Source organism: Dactylosporangium siamense, from assembly GCF_016862795.1.
Lineage (GTDB): Bacteria > Actinomycetota > Actinomycetes > Mycobacteriales > Micromonosporaceae > Dactylosporangium > Dactylosporangium siamense.
Window position 1 is genome coordinate 59,620 of record NZ_BONQ01000056.1, and the last position, 16,111, is coordinate 75,730.

Below are 16,111 nucleotides of genomic sequence, written 5' to 3' on the forward strand. Positions count from 1 at the left end.
GGTACACAAGGTCTTCCGGATCACGGGACGTTACGAGCGGTCGAGCTCCAGCGCGCAGCGGATCAGACCCAGGTGCGAGTACGCCTGCGGGTGGTTGCCCAGGGCGCGCTCGGTCAGCGGGTCGTACTCCTCCGGCAGCAGGCCCGTCGGGCCGGCGCACTCGATGAACTGGGCGAAGAGCTCCTCCGCGTCGGCCCGGCGGCCGGTGCGCAGGTACGCCTCGATCATCCACGTGGTGCAGAGGTGGAAGCCGCCCTCGACGCCGGGCAGGCCGTCGTCCCAGCGGTACCGGTACACCGTCGGGCCCTCGCGCAGGTCGGCCTCGACGGCCAGCACCGTGGCCAGGAAGCGCGGGTCGTCGTCGGAGAGCAGACCGGACAGCCCGATCCACAGCACCGACGCGTCCATCTCGTCGTAGCCGTAGGCCACGGTGTAGGCGCCGAGCTTCTCGTCCCAGCCCTTGTCGAGCACGTTCTCGGCGATGGTGGTGCGCAGCGCCCGCCACGCCTCCGGCACCGCCCGGCCGGCCCGCTCGAAGAGCTGGATGCCCCGGTCGACGGTCATCCAGCACATGACCTTCGAGTAGACGTAGTGCCGGGGTCGCCGGCGCGCCTCCCAGATGCCGTGGTCGGGCTCGTGCCAGCGCCGCTCGACCGCCTCGACCATCGCCTCCATGAGCGCGAAGTCGCCGGCCTCCGGCGGGCGGAGCTCGGCGAGGGTGGTCACCAGGTCGGCGACCGGGCCGAACACGTCGAGCTGCACCTGGCCGTTGGCGGCGTTGCCGACCCGCACCGGGCGGGAGCCCGCGTAGCCGGGCAGCGCCTCGATGACCGCCTCCGGGCCGAGCTCGGTGCCGTCGAGGTTGTACAGCGGGTGGAGCCGCTCCGGGTGCCCGTCGGTGTTGTCGGCGACCTTCAGCGTCCACCGCAACAGCGACTCGGCCTCCTCGGTGGAGCCGAGGTCGACGAGGGCCTTGGCGGTCAGCGACGCGTCGCGCAGCCAGCAGTACCGGTAGTCCCAGTTGCGGGACCCGCCGACCTCCTCCGGCAGTGAGGACGTCGCCGCGGCCAGGATCGCCCCGGTCGGCTTGTGCCACAGCCCGCGCAGCGTGAGCGCGCTGCGCTTGACCAGGTCACGGGCGACCGACGGCAGCTTCAGCGCGTCGGACCAGTCCCGCCACGCGGCCTCCGCGGTGATCTGCCGCTCGTCGAAGCGCTCCTGCGGCGCCTCGATCGAGTCGGTGCCCAGGCGCAGCTCCAGCATGGCGCTGCCGCCGGTGGCGCCGAGGTCGACCGTCGCCCGCGCCAGGTCGCTGTGCCCGTCGGAGCTGATCTCCCACTCGATGCCGGGGGAGTAGAGCACCATCGGCTCGTTGGAGCCGAGCACCAGCAGGCCCTCGTCGCCGATCGGCTGCAGCCGGATGTGCACCTGGCCGAAGTCCGGGCGCGGCACGAAGTCGATCCGGGCCCGGGAGCTGCCCGACAGCACCCGGATGAGCGAGTTGCCGGTCGGGTGGTGGTCCAGCCAGTCGGTGACCGTCAGCCCCGACCAGCGGGTCTCCACGGTCATCGTGCCCGGCCGGTACCGCTGGCCGAGCGGGATGCCACCGCGCTCCGGCTGGACCGTGAAGTGGCCCGCCGCGGTGTCGCCGAGCAGGTCGGCGAAGACCGCGCCGGAGTCCGGCTTCGGGTGGCACAGCCAGGTGACCCTGGCGGCCGGCGTCAGCAGGGCGACGGTGTGCGTGTTGGACAGCATCGAGTGCCGCTCGATCGGCACTGCCTGCTCGCCGAACAGCCAGCGCCGCCGGGTGTGCAGCAGCAGCTCCAGCACGCCGACGGCCACCTCGGCGTCGGTGATGCTGAAGCGGGCCTGGGTCTCGCCGGCACCGACCTTGATGCCGAGGTCGGGCCCGTGCAGGTGGGCGAAGGCCTTCTCGTCGGTCGCGTCGTCGCCGAGGTACACGATGGCGCTCGCCGAGACCTGCATCCGCAGCGCGTCGACGGCGAGGCCCTTGTCGGTCGGCACCACCGACAGCTCGATGACCTCCTTGCCGGTGGTCACCTCGATGTCGGGCCACAGGGCCGCACCGCTGCGGACCGCGTCGAAGACCCGCCCGGCGACGTCGCGGGGGGCGGCGCGGGTGTGCACCGCGACGCTGGCCGGCTTCGCCTCGAGGCGGACCCCCGGCTGGTCGCGGCAGATCGCGTTGAGCGCCGCGTGCAGCTCCGCACGTCGCTGCTGGCGCTCCGGTGGCAACTCGTCGACATAGCCGACGTCGAACTCGGAGCCGTGGCTGCCGACCAGTCGCACCTCGGCGGGGAGGCGGGACAGGGCGGCCAGGTCGCGCAGCGCGCGACCTGAGATCACGCCGACGGTCGTCTGCGGCAACGAGGACAACGCGCGGACGGCCGCTACGGATTCTGGGCTGGGTGTCGCCTTCGTTGGGTCGGCGACGATGGGCGCGAGGGTGCCGTCGTAGTCACATGCCACCAGGAGGTTCGGCACGCGGGCGACGCGCAGCACCGCCGCGCGGAGGTCCGGGTCGAGCGAGAGGACGGTGCCTGTCGCCGAGTGTTGGTTCATGTCCGGCCTGTTCGTGGGAGCGATGGAGGTCGATGAAGCGATTGACGTGCACACGGCGGTGCAAGGGCGGGCGTGTGGAGGTCAAGATGCTGCGCCGAGAGCGTCCAGAAACGCGTCCGCCCAGGCGCGGACATCGTGTGAGCGCAGGTGGGAATGCATAGCATGCATCCGTTTGCGCCCTTCGACCGGGTCTACGTGGATTGCGCGCATGAGGGCGTCTTTCACCCCGTCGAGGTCGTGCGGATTGCACAGGAACGCCTGACGCAGCTCGGCCGCCGCGCCGGCGAATTCCGACAGCACGAGGGCGCCGCCGCCGTCGGCGCGAGCACCGACGTATTCCTTGGCAACCAGATTCATGCCGTCCCTCAGCGGAGTCACCATCATGACGTCGGCCGCGACGTACAGCGCGGCCAACTCAGCCCGACTGTACGACTGATGGAGATAGTGCACGGCCGGTTGGCCAACTCGTCCGTACTCCCCATTGATCCGCCCGACCTCACGTTCAACGTTCACCCGCAGCGTCTGGTAGTGCTCCACCCGCTCCCGACTCGGCGTAGCCACTTGTACCATCACCGTCTCCGGTGCCGTGAGTCGCCCATCCGACAACAATTCGCGAAAAGCCTTCAGCCGCCGCTCGATCCCCTTGGTGTAGTCCAGTCGGTCCACCCCGAGGATGATGGTCTTCGGCTCACCCAACTCCGTCCGGATCGCCTTGGCCCTGGCCTGCACTTCCGGCGAGCCGGCGAGCCGCTCCATCTCCTCGACGTCGATGGAGATCGGGAACGCCTCGGCCCGCACCGTGCGGCCCTCCCACTCCACGACGCCGCGCCGCACGCGGGTGCCCAGCAGATGTCGGGACAGTTGGACGAAGTTCTGTGCGCCGAGTGGCCGTTGGAAACCAACCAGATCGGCACCGAGCAGACCCTTGAGAAGTTCCGCCCGGCGGGGTAGTTGCATGAAGAGTTCGACCGGGGGGAATGGAATGTGCAGAAAAAACCCGATCTTGAGATCGGGTCGGGTCTCGCGCAGCAGGGCCGGCACGAGCTGCAGCTGGTAGTCCTGGATCCATACGGTGGCGCCGGGTGCCGCGTCGTCGGCGACGGCCTTGGTGAACCGCTCGTTGACCAGCCGGTACGACTCCCACCATCGTCGTTTGAAGATCGGTGTCTCGACCGCGTCGTGGTACAGCGGCCACAGGCTGGAGTTGGAGAAGCCCTCGTAATACCGCTCGACCTCACCCGCGCTGAGCGCGACCGGGTGCAGCTTCACCCCGCCGGCCTCGAACGTCTCCTCCGGAAGCTGCGAGTCCCCGGTGCCGCCCGACCAGCCCACCCACGTCCCGTTGCGCTGCTGGAGCACCGGCTCGAGCGCGGTGACCAGGCCTCCTGGGCTCCTGCGGAAGCTGACCTCGCCGTCCGGCCCGACGACCTTGTCGACCGGCAGCCGATTGGCGACCACCACGAATGCACTGTTTCCAGCCACGTGTCGTGTCCTCCCCCTGGGTGATCCACCCTCGTACTTTCAGCCTACTGATCCCCGAAGGGGCCCGGCAGCATGCAGCGTGCTGGCTCACAGGTGCGATCCTGCTGGGCATGTCCTCGCACGATGCCTACGGCGAACCCGAACGGGGCAGGACCTTCACGGTCGTCCTGCTCGCGTTGCTGATCCTGACCGTTATCGGGGCTTTGTTCGGGTTCGTGCTGGGTCGTCGGAGCGACGGCGACACAACGTCGGGCGCCGGTAACGCACAGTCTCCAGGACCATCGACGGCCGTCACAACGCAGGGTGCTCCGACGGCTGCGGCCTCGGCCGCCGCCACGCCGTGCCCGCAGTTCATCGGCGACGCCGCCAAGAAGCGCGACCCCAAGGCCGCGCTGCCGTTGACGCTGAAGCTCTTCGTCCGCACCGACAACCGTGAGGCCTGGATCTGCCTGGAGGCCGACGGCCAGGGGCTGTGGTATCAGGGGCACGACAAGAAGAAGAGCTTCTACAACAACGGCGCCGGTGAGACGCCGGAGGACGGGGTCAACGGGCTGCTGCTGAGCACCGTCACCTCGTCCCTCAAGGACGGCAACGAGATATTCATCGCCACCATCAACAACTCCACCATCACCGTCGCCAGGGACAAGTTCGCGGTCTCCGGTGGCCAGAACTACGCCGAGGACGTGCGGGAGTCCCTGCCCAAGAAGTGACGCCCGATTTGGGGACCGGCACCGGGGCCTGGAAAGATTGACCCGACGCGAACACAGACTTACCGGAGGTAGGGGCGCACCGTGGCTCAGTACATCTACGTGCTCGAGAAGGCGCGCAAGGCGCACGGCGACAAGGTCGTGCTCGACAACGTCACGCTGTCGTTCCTGCCCGGCGCGAAGATCGGTGTGGTCGGCCCGAACGGCGCCGGCAAGTCGAGCCTGCTCAAGATCATGGCCGGGCTCGACAAGCCGAGCAACGGCGAGGCCCGGCTCATGCCCGGCTACACCGTCGGCATGCTGCTGCAGGAGCCGCCGCTCAACGAGTCCAAGACCGTCCTCGGCAACATCGAGGAGGCCGTCGCGGACACCAAGGCGAAGCTCGCCCGGTTCAACGAGATCGCCGAGCTCATGGCGACCGACTACTCCGACGCGCTGATGGAGGAGATGGGCAAGCTCCAGGAGGAGCTCGACCACGCCGACGCGTGGGACATCGACTCCGCCCTCGCCCTGGCCATGGACGCGCTGCGCTGCCCGCCGCCGGACGCCGACGTCACCACCCTCTCCGGTGGTGAGCGCCGCCGCGTCGCGCTGTGCAAGCTGCTGCTCGAGGCGCCCGACCTGCTGCTGCTCGACGAGCCCACCAACCACCTCGACGCGGAGAGCGTCAACTGGCTGGAGCAGCACCTGCAGAAGTACGCCGGCGCCGTGCTCGCCGTCACCCACGACCGGTACTTCCTGGACCACGTCGCCCAGTGGATCGCCGAGGTCGACCGCGGCCAGGTCCACGGCTACCAGGGCAACTACTCCACCTACCTGGAGAAGAAGGCCCAGCGGCTGGCGGTCGCCGGCCGCAAGGACCAGAAGCTGCAGAAGCGCCTCACCGAGGAGCTGGAGTGGGTCCGCTCCAACGCCAAGGCCCGGCAGACCAAGTCCAAGGCCCGCCTCGAGCGCTACGAGGAGATGGCCAACGAGGCCGAGAAGACCCGCAAGCTGGACTTCGAGGAGATCCAGATCCCGCCGGGCCCGCGCCTGGGCAACCTGGTCATCGAGTCGAAGGACCTGCTGAAGGGCTTCGACGAGCGGGGCGTGCTGATCGAGAACCTGTCGTTCTCGCTGCCGCGCAACGGCATCGTCGGCATCATCGGTCCCAACGGCGTGGGCAAGACCACGCTGTTCAAGACCATCGTCGGGCTGGAGCAGCCCGACGCCGGTCAGGTCCGCGTCGGCGAGACGGTCAAGCTGTCCTACGTCGACCAGAGCCGCTCCGGCCTCGACGGTGACAAGACGGTCTGGGAGGTCGTCTCCGACGGCCTGGACCACCTCATGGTGGGCAAGGTCGAGATGCCGTCCCGGGCGTATGTCGCGGCGTTCGGCTTCAAGGGCCCCGACCAGCAGAAGCCGACGAAGGTCCTGTCCGGCGGCGAGCGCAACCGGCTCAACCTGGCGCTGACGCTGAAGATCGGCGGCAACGTGCTGCTGCTCGACGAGCCGACCAACGACCTGGACGTCGAGACGCTGTCGTCGCTGGAGAACGCGTTGCTGGAGTTCCCCGGCTGCGCCGTGGTCATCTCCCACGACCGGATGTTCCTGGACCGGGTCGCGACCCACATCCTCGCCTGGGAGGGCGACGAGAAGGACCCGGCCAAGTGGTTCTGGTTCGAGGGCAACTTCGAGGCCTACGAGAAGAACAAGGTCGACCGGTTGGGCCAGGAGGCGGCGCGTCCGCACAGCGTCACCTACCGCAAGCTCACCCGCGACTGAAGTGGCCCGCTTCGTCTATCACTGCGCCCTGCGCTGGTCCGACCTGGACGCGTACGGGCACGTCAACAACGCGCGCTTCCTCACCCTCTACGAAGAGGCGCGCGTTGCATTGATGTTCACCGCGGCGAAGGCGGCCGGGTTGCAGACGTTCGAGGACGGCATCGTCATCTCACGCCATGAGATCGACTACCTGCGTCCCATCGACTACGGCGACCCGGTGCGCATCGAGCTGTGGCTGGAGGAGATCAAGGCGAGTCGATTGACCGTCGCCTACGAGCTCTTCGACGGTGACGCGGTCGCATCCCGCGCGCGGACCGTCTGCGTGCCCTTCGATCTGGCCGCCGGCCGGCCCCGCCGGGTCAAGGACGTCGAGCGCGAGTTCCTGTCCCCGTGGCTTGGCTGAACGGCCTCGGGGCCACGGACGCCCGGGCGTTCCTGGCCCGGGCGGTCCGCCTGGACGCCGGCGCGGTGGTCCGGCTGCGATCGGCGGGTGACGATCGCGTCACCCTCTGGTCACACCTGCCGTGGGGCGTCCTGGTGAGTCGGGCCGTGCCCGGACACGTCGACGGCGATCACACCGTCCTGGCCCGTGAGCTCCTGACGGCCCTCGATGGAGATCTTCCCACGCTTCGGGACAGTGAGTGGCGCTGGTCCATCCCGGGTGACCCGGGAGCCGTCGTGGAGCGGATCCCGGCGGCCGACATCCGGCGCGTCGGGGAGGCCGCCGCGGACACGTTGCGGACCGCCGCGGCGGAGGGGGTGGGGGGCCGGGCGGTCGGTTCGAGGGTGCTCCGCGACGCGCTTCTGGATCACGTGCCGATCGTCGTGACGACCGCCACCGGAGAGCGCGTCGAAATACCGCAGCGGCTCGTGCAGGCGGCCGTGCGAATGGGGTTCACGATGAGCGACCGTGCAGCTGCACGAGACTTTGTCGATGTTCGGAAATCGGGTCCATGGACGGCCCTGGCCTGCGCATATGGCTCTGCCTGGCATCGTGCTGCCAAGACTCTGCTCATCGGATAGACGGTGGTAAGACCCTCACCCGAACGGGTGGGGCGAGGGTGAAATTGGGGGCTGCTGAAACTCGTCCGAACGGGTACCGTCCTCTTTCGGGTCCACCGCCGAGCGAAATCACTCGGCGACGGACTGCTATTGCGGGTGGAGGCCACGGGGGAGCTAGGGAGCGCGGGACGATGCCAAAGTGGCCATGGCGTGCCGAGCAGACGGACGGGTCGCAGACCGACACGACCGTCGCGCAACTGGCACGGGAGGAGCCGACTCCGGTGACCGACGCGGTGTGCGACGGACCCCCGGACGTGGGTGCGGGCGTGATCGCACCGGTGACGTTGCTGCGGGTCGCGGAGGCCCTCGAGCAGCTTGAGATTCGATACCTGACCGATGGGGATGGCAGCCTTCTCGCGCTCTGGGAGCGCCACGCGGTGCTGTTCGCCCTCGAGGGGCCGTCGGACGAGATCCTCGTCGTCCGCGCCCGGCCACACGCCACGGTGCCACCGGACTGGGCCGACCGCTCGTATCGGGTGGTCAACGAGTGGAACCACACGCGCCGCTTCTACAAGGCCTATGTCGGCGACCCCACGGACCGTGGCCAGCTCCCGATCTACGCCGAGATGCAGGTGCCGCTGCTCTCCGGCGCCCACCCCGAGCTCATCGCCGAGCTCGTCGACTGCGCGGCCGTCGTCGCGATGGGCTTCGTCGACTGGCTGCACGACGAGGGTGCCCTGCTCTGACGGTGCTTGCTGCTGCCCCGCCTAATCCGGACAAGTCGGGTAACGGCGGGGCACCGAACCAGCGGCGCTTCGAACAGATCTCCGGGCATGGGACGATAGGGGTCTGATCCCCACCATCATGGAGAACGGACGCCTGTGCCACCGACGAACGACCCCGGCGTGAACCGTCCCGGTGCGACCGTGCCGGACCGGATCCGCAACTTCTGCATCATCGCGCACATCGACCACGGCAAGTCGACGCTGGCCGACAGGATGCTGCAGCTGACCGAGGTGGTCGACGCGCGGCAGATGCGGGCGCAGTATCTCGACCGCATGGACATCGAGCGCGAGCGCGGCATCACCATCAAGAGCCAGGCCGTGCGCATGCCGTGGGTGGTCCGCGAGGGCGACCTGACCGGCGAGCAGTTCGTGCTCAACATGATCGACACCCCGGGCCACGTGGACTTCACCTATGAGGTCTCCCGCAGCCTGGCCGCCTGTGAGGGCGCGGTGCTGCTGGTCGACGCGGCCCAGGGCATCGAGGCGCAGACCCTCGCGAACCTGTATCTCGCGCTCGAGAACGACATGACGATCATCCCGGTGCTCAACAAGATCGACCTGCCGGCCGCGCAGCCCGAGAAGTACGCCGAGGAGCTCGCCCACCTCATCGGCTGTGACCCCGACGACTGCCTCCGGGTGTCCGGCAAGACCGGTGCCGGGGTGTCGCACCTGCTCGACGAGATCGTGCGGCAGCTGCCCACGCCCCAGCCGGGCAACGACGGCGCCGCCCGCGCGATGATCTTCGACTCGGTCTACGACGTGTACCGCGGCGTGGTCACCTACGTCCGCGTCGTCGACGGCCGGCTCGGCGCCCGCGACCGGATCAAGATGATGTCGACCGGCGCCGTCCACGAGCTCCTCGAGATCGGCGTCATCTCGCCCGAGCCGATCAAGAGCGACGGCCTGGGCGCCGGCGAGGTGGGCTACCTCATCACCGGCGTGAAGGACGTGCGCCAGTCCAGGGTCGGTGACACGGTCACCATCAACGCCAGGCCGGCCACCGAGGCGCTCGGCGGCTACAAGGACCCGAAGCCGATGGTCTATTCGGGGCTCTACCCGATCGACGGCTCGGACTACCCGCTGCTCCGCGACGCCCTGGACAAGCTCAAGCTCAACGACGCCGCCCTGGTGTACGAGCCGGAGACGAGCCTGGCGCTGGGCTTCGGCTTCCGTTGCGGCTTCCTCGGCCTGCTCCACCTGGAGATCATCCAGGAGCGGCTCGAGCGCGAGTTCAACCTCGACCTGATCTCCACCGCGCCCAACGTGGTCTACCGGGTGATCACCACCGACGGCACCGAGGTCGCGGTCACCAACCCCAGCGAGTTCCCGGACGGCAAGACCGGGGAGATCTTCGAGCCGACGGTCCGGGCGACGGTGCTGACCCCCAACGACTTCGTCGGTGCGGTCATGGAGCTGTGCCAGGGCCGCCGCGGCGTCCTGCTCGGCATGGACTACCTGTCCGCCGACCGGGTCGAGCTGCGCTACACGCTGCCGCTCGGCGAGATCATCTACGACTTCTTCGACCAGCTGAAGAGCCGCACCAAGGGCTACGCCAGCCTCGACTACGAGCCCAGCGGTGAGCAGGCCTCCGACCTGGTGAAGGTCGACATCCTGCTGCACGGTGAGCCGGTGGACGCCTTCAGCTCCATCGTGCACAAGGACAAGGCGTACAACTACGGCGTCACGATCGCGGGCAAGCTGCAGAAGCTGATCCCGCGCCAGCAGTTCGAGGTGCCGATCCAGGCCGCCATCGGCAGCCGGATCATCGCCCGCGAGACGATCCGCGCCATCCGCAAGGACGTCCTCGCCAAGTGCTACGGCGGTGACATCAGCCGGAAGCGCAAGCTGCTGGAGAAGCAGAAGGAAGGCAAGAAGCGGATGAAGATGGTCGGCCGCGTCGAGGTGCCCCAGGAGGCGTTCATCGCCGCGCTGTCGACGTCCGACGCCCCCGCGGGGGACAAGTCGAAGAAGTGAGGCACTGCCCACGCTGCGGGGCGTCCACGGACGCTCCGCCGGTGGAGTGCGCCGCCTGCGGCTACGCCGTCTTCGTCAACCCCCGCCCGACCGGCACCGCCATCATTTTCGACGACGCCGGGCGCTTCCTGGTGATCCGCCGCGCCCGGCCGCCCCAGCAGGGCTGGTGGGACCTGCCGGGCGGCTTCTGCGACGGCTGGGAGCACCCGTCCGACGCCGCCGTCCGCGAGGCCCGCGAGGAGCTGGGCGTCGAGATCGACCTCGGTGCCTTCGTCGGCTCGTGGATCGGCACGTACGAGTTCCAGGACGAGCCGCTGCCCGTCCTGGACTGCTTCTGGCTGGCTCGGCTGGCCCCCGGCACCACCGGCATCACCCTGGACCCGGCCGAGGGCACCGAACACGCCTGGGTGCCGTTGTCCGATCCGCCGCCTCTCGCGTTCTCCACCATGGAGTCGGCGATACGTGAGGTTCGTCAATCGTCTGGGCGTTTGGTCCCCTGACGGCACGGGCAATAAGAGCACAACCGCAACTGCAAAACCCCCTGGTTGAGGCTCTGAAGGAGGACACCGTGACTGTCACCGGAATCATCACGGCACTGATCGTCGGCCTGATCGTCGGCGCGCTCGGGCGGCTGGTCGTCCCCGGCCGCCAGAACATCCCGATCTGGCTGACCATGGTGATCGGCGTGGTCGCCGCCCTGCTCGGCACCGTCATCGCGAACGCCATCGGCGTCTCCACCGACACCCCCGGCGTCGACTGGGGCGAGCTGCTGATCCAGGTGCTGGTCGCCGCCGTCGGCGTGGCCCTGGTGGTCGGTGTGTCCGGTCGCGGTCGCCGCAGCACCCTGTAACACCCCATCCAGCGAATGGCCCCCAGCCTCCCCGGACTGGGGGCCTTTGCTGTTCCCCGCGCATGGCGTCGCCTTCGATCGGGCTGTTGAGCGGGAACGCCGAAGCGGCCGTGCGCCTCGGAAGTGAGGTGCACGGCCGCTTCGGCGGAAAAGACGGTGCGGGAAAAACGGTGCGGAAAAACGGCGCGGGACTAGCGGAGCCAGGGGACGGAACGGTCGAGCAGGCCGCGCGTCTTGAGCTCCTTGCGCAGCGGGATCTCCTCGTCGATGTAGCCGTTCCAGTTGATGCCCCAGTAGTTGGCCGTGTGCGTGGCCTCGCCCAGCAGCTGGCGCTGGACGGGGGTGCGGTTGGCCCACCACTCGCCGTCGTAGTCGATCGGCATGTCGTCGAGGTTGCGGATCCATCGGTACGTGTACCCGACGAAGAGCATCTTGCGGGTGACGTCCGAGTAGTTCGGCGACCGGGAGTGCCAGAGGCGCCGGTCGAAGATGAAGCAGTCGCCCGGGTTGGCCGTGATCTCGACGGTGCCCTCGGGGTCGGGGTTCTCGATCGTGGTGTCCGCGGGGCGGGGCAGCGAGTTCCACAGGTGGCTGCCCGGGATGACCTTGGTGGCGCCCCGGCCGGTCTCCGACAGGTCGGAGATGACATAGCCGATCTTCAGCGAGAACATCGGCCGCGGCAGGTTGGGGTCCATGGTCTCCGGGTCGGAGTTCTGCCGGTAGCCGTCCTGGTGCCAGCCCCACGAGGGGGCCTCGGTCATCGCCGCGGGCGGGGTGATGTCGAGGTGGTTGTGGTGCGTGTAGATGTTCCAGCCGGCCAGGCCCCACATGTACGGGAAGAGCGTCGGCTGGGTCAGCAGGTGCCCGAAGAGCTCGTCGCGGTTCAGGAAGCCCAGCAGGTGCAGCGTCCCGTCCTTCTTCATGCTGCTGGAGCCGGCTGCCTGCTCCTCGGCGTAGACCCGGTCCATGGCCGCTTCGAGCTGCGCGCGGTGGTCTTCCTTCAGAACGTTGCGGACCAGCAGGAAGCCCTGATCCAGGAATTCCTTGCGGTCGGCCTCGCTGATCGGCTCATAGCCGGTCAGACCGCCGTAGTCGGGTGCAGCGGACGTCATGTCCTCCCCTTACTTTCGTCAACCAGGGAACGACCGATGGTAACGCGAGGTGCACATGGGGCCGACTCCGGAGTTGGCCTCCGGACAGTGCGCAAAGCCGCCCGAACGGCCGACAACCTGCGCGTCGTGCGCGACGTCAAGGTCTGTCAGTAGACCTCGGCGACGACCTGTCCGGCTGCGGTGCCACCACGCTGCGTGACCCGGGTCCAGCCGCCGCTCTTCGCGGTCCACTCCATGTCGTTGAAGGCGACCCGCTTGACGCCGTGGTCCTGGGCGTGCGCGACCAGCCAGTGCGCGTACTGCCAGCCGGTCTTCTGCTCGCGGACCTTGAGCGCGACGCCGACGAGGTCGGCGACGTCGGCGGTGCTGACGTTGTTGCCCCAGTCGAGTTTGACGCCGGCGGTGAGGGTCTTCGCGGCCTCGACGCCGTGGCTGGTGGACTCGGTGACGGTGCAGGCGACCGCGCTGGTGGCGTCGCCGCTCAGCGCGCGGGCCATGATCTCCGACTCGTCGACCCACTTCTCGTAGGCCTCGGGGTGAGCGCTGCGCTGGACCTCCTGCGCGGCGTCGGTGACCCGCATCTTCTCCCAGCCCTTGACCTTCAGCAGGGCGGTGTAGAAGGCGTTCGCGGCGAAACGGGGGTCGGCGATCTGCTCGGGCTTGCCCCAGCCCTGGCTGGGCCGCTGCTGGAACAGGCCGATCGAGTCGCGGTCACCGCCGCTGAGGTTCTCCAGCTTCGACTCCTGCCAGGCGGTGGCGAGGGCGACGACCAGCCCCCGCTGTGACACCCCCCGGCGCAGGCCGACGGCGGTGATGGTCGCGGCGTTGGCGACCTGCTCCGCGTCGAGGGGGACCGAGGTGTCCGTGCCCGAGGAGGTGCCCGCGGTGACCGAGGCGTTGCCGGTGTTGATGACGCAGGCGTGGCCCGGCGGCAGCAGCTGCGGCAGGTGGTCGCTGATCCGCTGCACGAGCACGTAGACACCGATGGACGCGACGACGGCGAACACCGCCAACCCCGCCAGCACATGTCGTGTACGCATCGTCACCTCCTCGTTCTGAGAACTCGACCAGCGTACGTCCCGCCCGCCACATGATTCCCGGGTTGCACGCGGGGTCAGGGCGAGTCGGACCGTTCAGCTGAGGCCGTCAGGGATCCAGTTTGGTGGTCTTTTGTCCCTGAATGCCGTAATTCCCTCGATTCCCTCCGCTGAACCGAAATACTCCACCGAGAGCGTTGTCATGGCCGCGACCTCGTCACGGAACGTGTCGGCTTTCTGTCGCCGCAACAGCGCCTTGGTGCCACGCAGCGCGCCCGGCGCACCCCGCACCAACGCCGCGACGAACGAAGCGACCGCCTCGTCGACCTCGCCGGCCGGGACGGCGGCCGTGACCAGGCCGATGTCGCGGGCCCGGGCACCGTCGAAGGTGGCGCCGGTCAGGAACAGCTCGCCGGCGGCGCGCGGGGACAGGCGTGGCAGCACCGTGGTGGAGATCACGGCCGGGATCACGCCGATGCGCACCTCGGAGAACGCGAACGTCGCGTCGAGCGAGCACACCGCGAGGTCAGCGGCGGCGATGAGGCCCAGGCCACCCGCCCGGGCCGGCCCGGTCAGCCGCGCGACGACGGGCTTCGGCCCCTCCCAGATCGCGGTGAGGACCTCGCCGAGCCGGTTGATCGGCGGCCGGCCGGACCCGAACGCGGCCGCGGTCTCCTTCAGGTCGGCCCCGGAGCAGAAGACGGGGCCGGTGTGGGTGAGCACCACGACCCGCACCGCGTCGTCCTCGGCGGCGGCGGCCAGGGCCGCGAGGAGCTCCTCGATCAGGGCCGTCGACAGCGCGTTGCGGTTCGACGGGCTGTCGAGCGTGACCGTCGCCACGCCGTGCGCCGTCTGTGACCGTACGAGTGGCATGCGGGCACACTAGTGAAATGCCCGGAACACTGCCAGAAGGCGAGCCGATCCCGCGCGACGGCGCGCTGCCCGACGGGGTCGCGGACGCGGCGGGGGAGGCCGGGTTCGGGGTCTACGTCCACGTCCCGTTCTGCGCCACCCGGTGCGGCTACTGCGACTTCAACACGTACACCGCCGACGAGGGCGTGCTCAGCGCCGGCTACGCGGAGCAGGTCCTCGACGAGCTGGCCCTCGCGGCGAAGGTGGTCCGGCCGCCCCGGGTCGACACGGTCTTCTTCGGCGGCGGCACGCCGACGCTGCTGCCGCCGTCGGAGCTGGGCCGCATCCTGGACGGCATCGACCGCACCTGGGGTCTGGCCGGCGACGCCGAGGTGACCACCGAGGCCAACCCGGAGTCGGTCGACGCGGCCGGCCTGCGCGGGCTGCGCGCCGCCGGGTTCAACCGGATCTCGCTCGGCATGCAGTCCGCCGCGCCCGGGGTCCTGGCGGTGCTCGACCGCCGCCACACGCCGGGCCGGCCCGCGGCCGCGGTCGCCGAGGCGCACGCCGCCGGCTTCGAGCGCGTGAATCTCGATCTGATCTACGGTACGCCCGGCGAACGCCCCTCGGATTTCGCCGACTCGTTGCGCATGGTGATCGATTCCGGGGTGGACCACGTCAGCGCCTACGCCCTGATCGTCGAGGACGGGACGCGGCTCGCGGCCCGCATGCGCCGTGGTGAGCTGCCGTTTCCCGACGACGACGTCGCCGCCGACCGTTACCTGGCGGCCGAACAGGCCCTCACCGAGGCCGGCATGACCTGGTACGAGGTGTCGAACTGGTCCCGTGACTCGCCCTGCCGGCACAACGAGCTGTACTGGCGCGGCGGCGACTGGTGGGGTCTCGGCCCCGGCGCGCACAGCCATGTGCGGGGGGTGCGCTGGTGGAACGTGAAGCACCCGCACACCTACGCCGCGCGCCTGGCCGAGGGTGCCTCGCCGGGCCACGCCCGTGAGGTGCTCACGGCGGCCGAGCGGCACTTCGAGGACGTGCTGCTGCGGATCCGGCTGTCCGACGGGCTGCCGCTGTCCGTGCTCGACCCGGCGGGGCTGGACGGCGCGCGTCGTTGCCTGGCCGACGGCCTGCTCGACGGTGCCGCGTTCGACGCCGGCCGGGCCGTGCTGACCCTGCGCGGGCGGCTGCTGGCCGACGCGGTCGCCCGGGACCTGACCCCATGAAAAAGGGACGGACCTCGGTGGTCCGTCCCTTCAGCGGGGGTTGTTACTTGATGAAGCGGTAGGTCATCGGGTAGCGGTAGAGCTCGCCGCCGTTGGCCTTCATGCCGGCGATGATCGCGAACACGATGATGATGATCCACGGCACGATGAGCGTGAGGCCGAACGTGCACACCGAGAGCAGGGCACCCACGAACAGGATGATGCCCCACGTGATGTGGAAGTTCAGCGCCTCATTGGCGTGCGCCTTGACCGTGGGCGACTCGTTGCCCTTGGCGAGCAGCGCGATGAGCGGGGCGATGAAGCCGATGAAGATGCCACCGAAGTGGGCGATCAGGGCCCAGGTCTTCTCGTCGCTGTTGGCGTAGCCGACCGGGCCGGCACCGGGGTAGCCACCCGGCTGCTGGTAGCCGCCGGGCTGCTGGTAGCCACCCGGTTGCTGGTAGCCACCGGGCTGCTGGTAGCCCTGCTGGTAGGCGTTCGGGTCCTGGTAGCCGCCACCGCTGGTGGGCGGCGGGTATCCGCCACCGCTGGTGGGCGGATACTGTGCCCCGCCCGGCGTCGAATAGGGGTTGTTGGGGTCGTGCGGAACGCCGTACTCCCCGGGGCGAGGTGGTTCACTCATGGGGGCCACGGTAGGGGTACCGATCAACTATCGCCAGCGACGCGGCATGACTTCTTTTGGACAAACTTTACGCAGACCAGCCCAATAGCGGCGGTTCGCACAC

At 69.3% G+C, this 16,111-nt stretch carries 15 protein-coding genes; 9 read left to right on the forward strand and 6 right to left on the reverse strand.

The features are described 5' to 3' along the window. Positions 1-30: 30 nt before the first annotated feature. Both otsB and Dsi01nite_RS19325 read right to left on the reverse strand, forming a co-directional pair. Positions 31-2,583: a trehalose-phosphatase gene (gene otsB, locus Dsi01nite_RS19320; RefSeq protein ID WP_203847587.1), complete on the reverse strand. Its 2,553-nt coding sequence runs from the start codon at positions 2,581-2,583 to the stop codon at positions 31-33. A gap of 81 nt (positions 2,584-2,664) precedes the next feature. Beyond that, on the reverse strand, positions 2,665-4,065 hold the full coding sequence (locus tag Dsi01nite_RS19325) for an alpha,alpha-trehalose-phosphate synthase (UDP-forming) (protein WP_203847588.1): 1,401 nt from the start codon (positions 4,063-4,065) through the stop codon (positions 2,665-2,667). Between the two features lie 110 nt (positions 4,066-4,175). On the opposite strand from Dsi01nite_RS19325, the gene Dsi01nite_RS19330 reads away from it, so the two are divergent. The 8 genes from Dsi01nite_RS19330 to Dsi01nite_RS19365 all read left to right on the forward strand — a co-directional run bounded on the left by Dsi01nite_RS19330 (position 4,176) and on the right by Dsi01nite_RS19365 (position 11,147). Further along, positions 4,176-4,775 carry a hypothetical protein gene (locus Dsi01nite_RS19330; protein ID WP_203847589.1) on the forward strand — a complete coding sequence of 200 codons (600 nt, stop codon included), beginning with the start codon at positions 4,176-4,178 and terminating at the stop codon, positions 4,773-4,775. Between the two features lie 81 nt (positions 4,776-4,856). Next, positions 4,857-6,536, forward strand: a complete 1,680-nt coding sequence (ettA, locus tag Dsi01nite_RS19335; RefSeq protein ID WP_203847590.1) for an energy-dependent translational throttle protein EttA — start codon at positions 4,857-4,859, stop codon at positions 6,534-6,536. 1 nt (position 6,537) lies between these two features. Continuing rightward, positions 6,538-6,939: an acyl-CoA thioesterase gene (locus Dsi01nite_RS19340; protein ID WP_239136000.1), complete on the forward strand. Its 402-nt coding sequence runs from the start codon at positions 6,538-6,540 to the stop codon at positions 6,937-6,939. Continuing rightward, positions 6,927-7,559, forward strand: coding sequence for a DUF8185 domain-containing protein (locus Dsi01nite_RS19345; protein WP_308442068.1), 633 nt, complete (start codon positions 6,927-6,929; stop codon positions 7,557-7,559). The genes Dsi01nite_RS19340 and Dsi01nite_RS19345 overlap by 13 nt, the downstream gene beginning before the upstream one ends. A 170-nt stretch (positions 7,560-7,729) precedes the next feature. Then, on the forward strand, positions 7,730-8,284 hold the full coding sequence (locus tag Dsi01nite_RS19350; RefSeq protein WP_203847591.1) for a type III secretion system chaperone family protein: 555 nt from the start codon (positions 7,730-7,732) through the stop codon (positions 8,282-8,284). A gap of 135 nt (positions 8,285-8,419) precedes the next feature. Beyond that, entirely contained in the window at positions 8,420-10,297 is a 1,878-nt protein-coding gene (lepA, locus tag Dsi01nite_RS19355; protein ID WP_203847592.1) for a translation elongation factor 4, read from the forward strand. 41 nt (positions 10,298-10,338) lie between these two features. Then, the gene (locus Dsi01nite_RS19360; RefSeq protein ID WP_203847593.1) at positions 10,339-10,797 is read left to right on the forward strand and encodes an NUDIX hydrolase; all 459 of its coding nucleotides are present in this window, start codon (positions 10,339-10,341) and stop codon (positions 10,795-10,797) included. 68 nt (positions 10,798-10,865) lie between these two features. Next, on the forward strand, positions 10,866-11,147 hold the full coding sequence (locus tag Dsi01nite_RS19365) for a GlsB/YeaQ/YmgE family stress response membrane protein (RefSeq protein WP_203847594.1): 282 nt from the start codon (positions 10,866-10,868) through the stop codon (positions 11,145-11,147). Positions 11,148-11,338: 191 nt separating this feature from the next. On the opposite strand, the gene Dsi01nite_RS19370 is transcribed toward Dsi01nite_RS19365, so the two are convergent. From Dsi01nite_RS19370 to Dsi01nite_RS19380, 3 genes are all read right to left on the reverse strand, one after another. Continuing rightward, the gene (locus Dsi01nite_RS19370) at positions 11,339-12,259 is read right to left on the reverse strand and encodes a phytanoyl-CoA dioxygenase family protein (protein ID WP_203847595.1); all 921 of its coding nucleotides are present in this window, start codon (positions 12,257-12,259) and stop codon (positions 11,339-11,341) included. A 146-nt stretch (positions 12,260-12,405) separates the two neighbouring features. Next, positions 12,406-13,305 (reverse strand): VldE C-terminal domain-containing protein, encoded by a 900-nt coding sequence (locus tag Dsi01nite_RS19375; protein ID WP_373318797.1) that lies wholly within the window; start codon positions 13,303-13,305, stop codon positions 12,406-12,408. Between the two features lie 87 nt (positions 13,306-13,392). Further along, complete coding sequence (locus tag Dsi01nite_RS19380; protein WP_203847597.1) at positions 13,393-14,169, reverse strand: enoyl-CoA hydratase-related protein; 777 nt, start codon at positions 14,167-14,169, stop codon at positions 13,393-13,395. 17 nt (positions 14,170-14,186) lie between these two features. Between Dsi01nite_RS19380 and hemW the strand changes: the two genes are divergently transcribed. Next, entirely contained in the window at positions 14,187-15,386 is a 1,200-nt protein-coding gene (hemW, locus tag Dsi01nite_RS19385) for a radical SAM family heme chaperone HemW (RefSeq protein WP_203847598.1), read from the forward strand. Between the two features lie 43 nt (positions 15,387-15,429). On the opposite strand, the gene Dsi01nite_RS19390 is transcribed toward hemW, so the two are convergent. Continuing rightward, positions 15,430-16,008 carry a DUF4870 domain-containing protein gene (locus Dsi01nite_RS19390; RefSeq protein ID WP_203847599.1) on the reverse strand — a complete coding sequence of 193 codons (579 nt, stop codon included), beginning with the start codon at positions 16,006-16,008 and terminating at the stop codon, positions 15,430-15,432. Positions 16,009-16,111: the final 103 nt, after the last annotated feature.

What these genes read in the sequence shown, in the direction of transcription:
- Dsi01nite_RS19330 (WP_203847589.1), top strand. Translation starts at nt 4,176, where the DNA reads ATGTCCTCGCACGATGCCTACGGCGAACCCGAACGGGGCAGGACCTTC.
- Dsi01nite_RS19350 (WP_203847591.1), top strand. Translation starts at nt 7,730, where the DNA reads ATGCCAAAGTGGCCATGGCGTGCCGAGCAGACGGACGGGTCGCAGACC.
- Dsi01nite_RS19390 (WP_203847599.1), bottom strand. Translation starts at nt 16,008, where the DNA reads ATGAGTGAACCACCTCGCCCCGGGGAGTACGGCGTTCCGCACGACCCC.
- Dsi01nite_RS19380 (WP_203847597.1), bottom strand. Translation starts at nt 14,169, where the DNA reads ATGCCACTCGTACGGTCACAGACGGCGCACGGCGTGGCGACGGTCACG.
- Dsi01nite_RS19370 (WP_203847595.1), bottom strand. Translation starts at nt 12,259, where the DNA reads ATGACGTCCGCTGCACCCGACTACGGCGGTCTGACCGGCTATGAGCCG.
- hemW (WP_203847598.1), top strand. Translation starts at nt 14,187, where the DNA reads ATGCCCGGAACACTGCCAGAAGGCGAGCCGATCCCGCGCGACGGCGCG.
- otsB (WP_203847587.1), bottom strand. Translation starts at nt 2,583, where the DNA reads ATGAACCAACACTCGGCGACAGGCACCGTCCTCTCGCTCGACCCGGAC.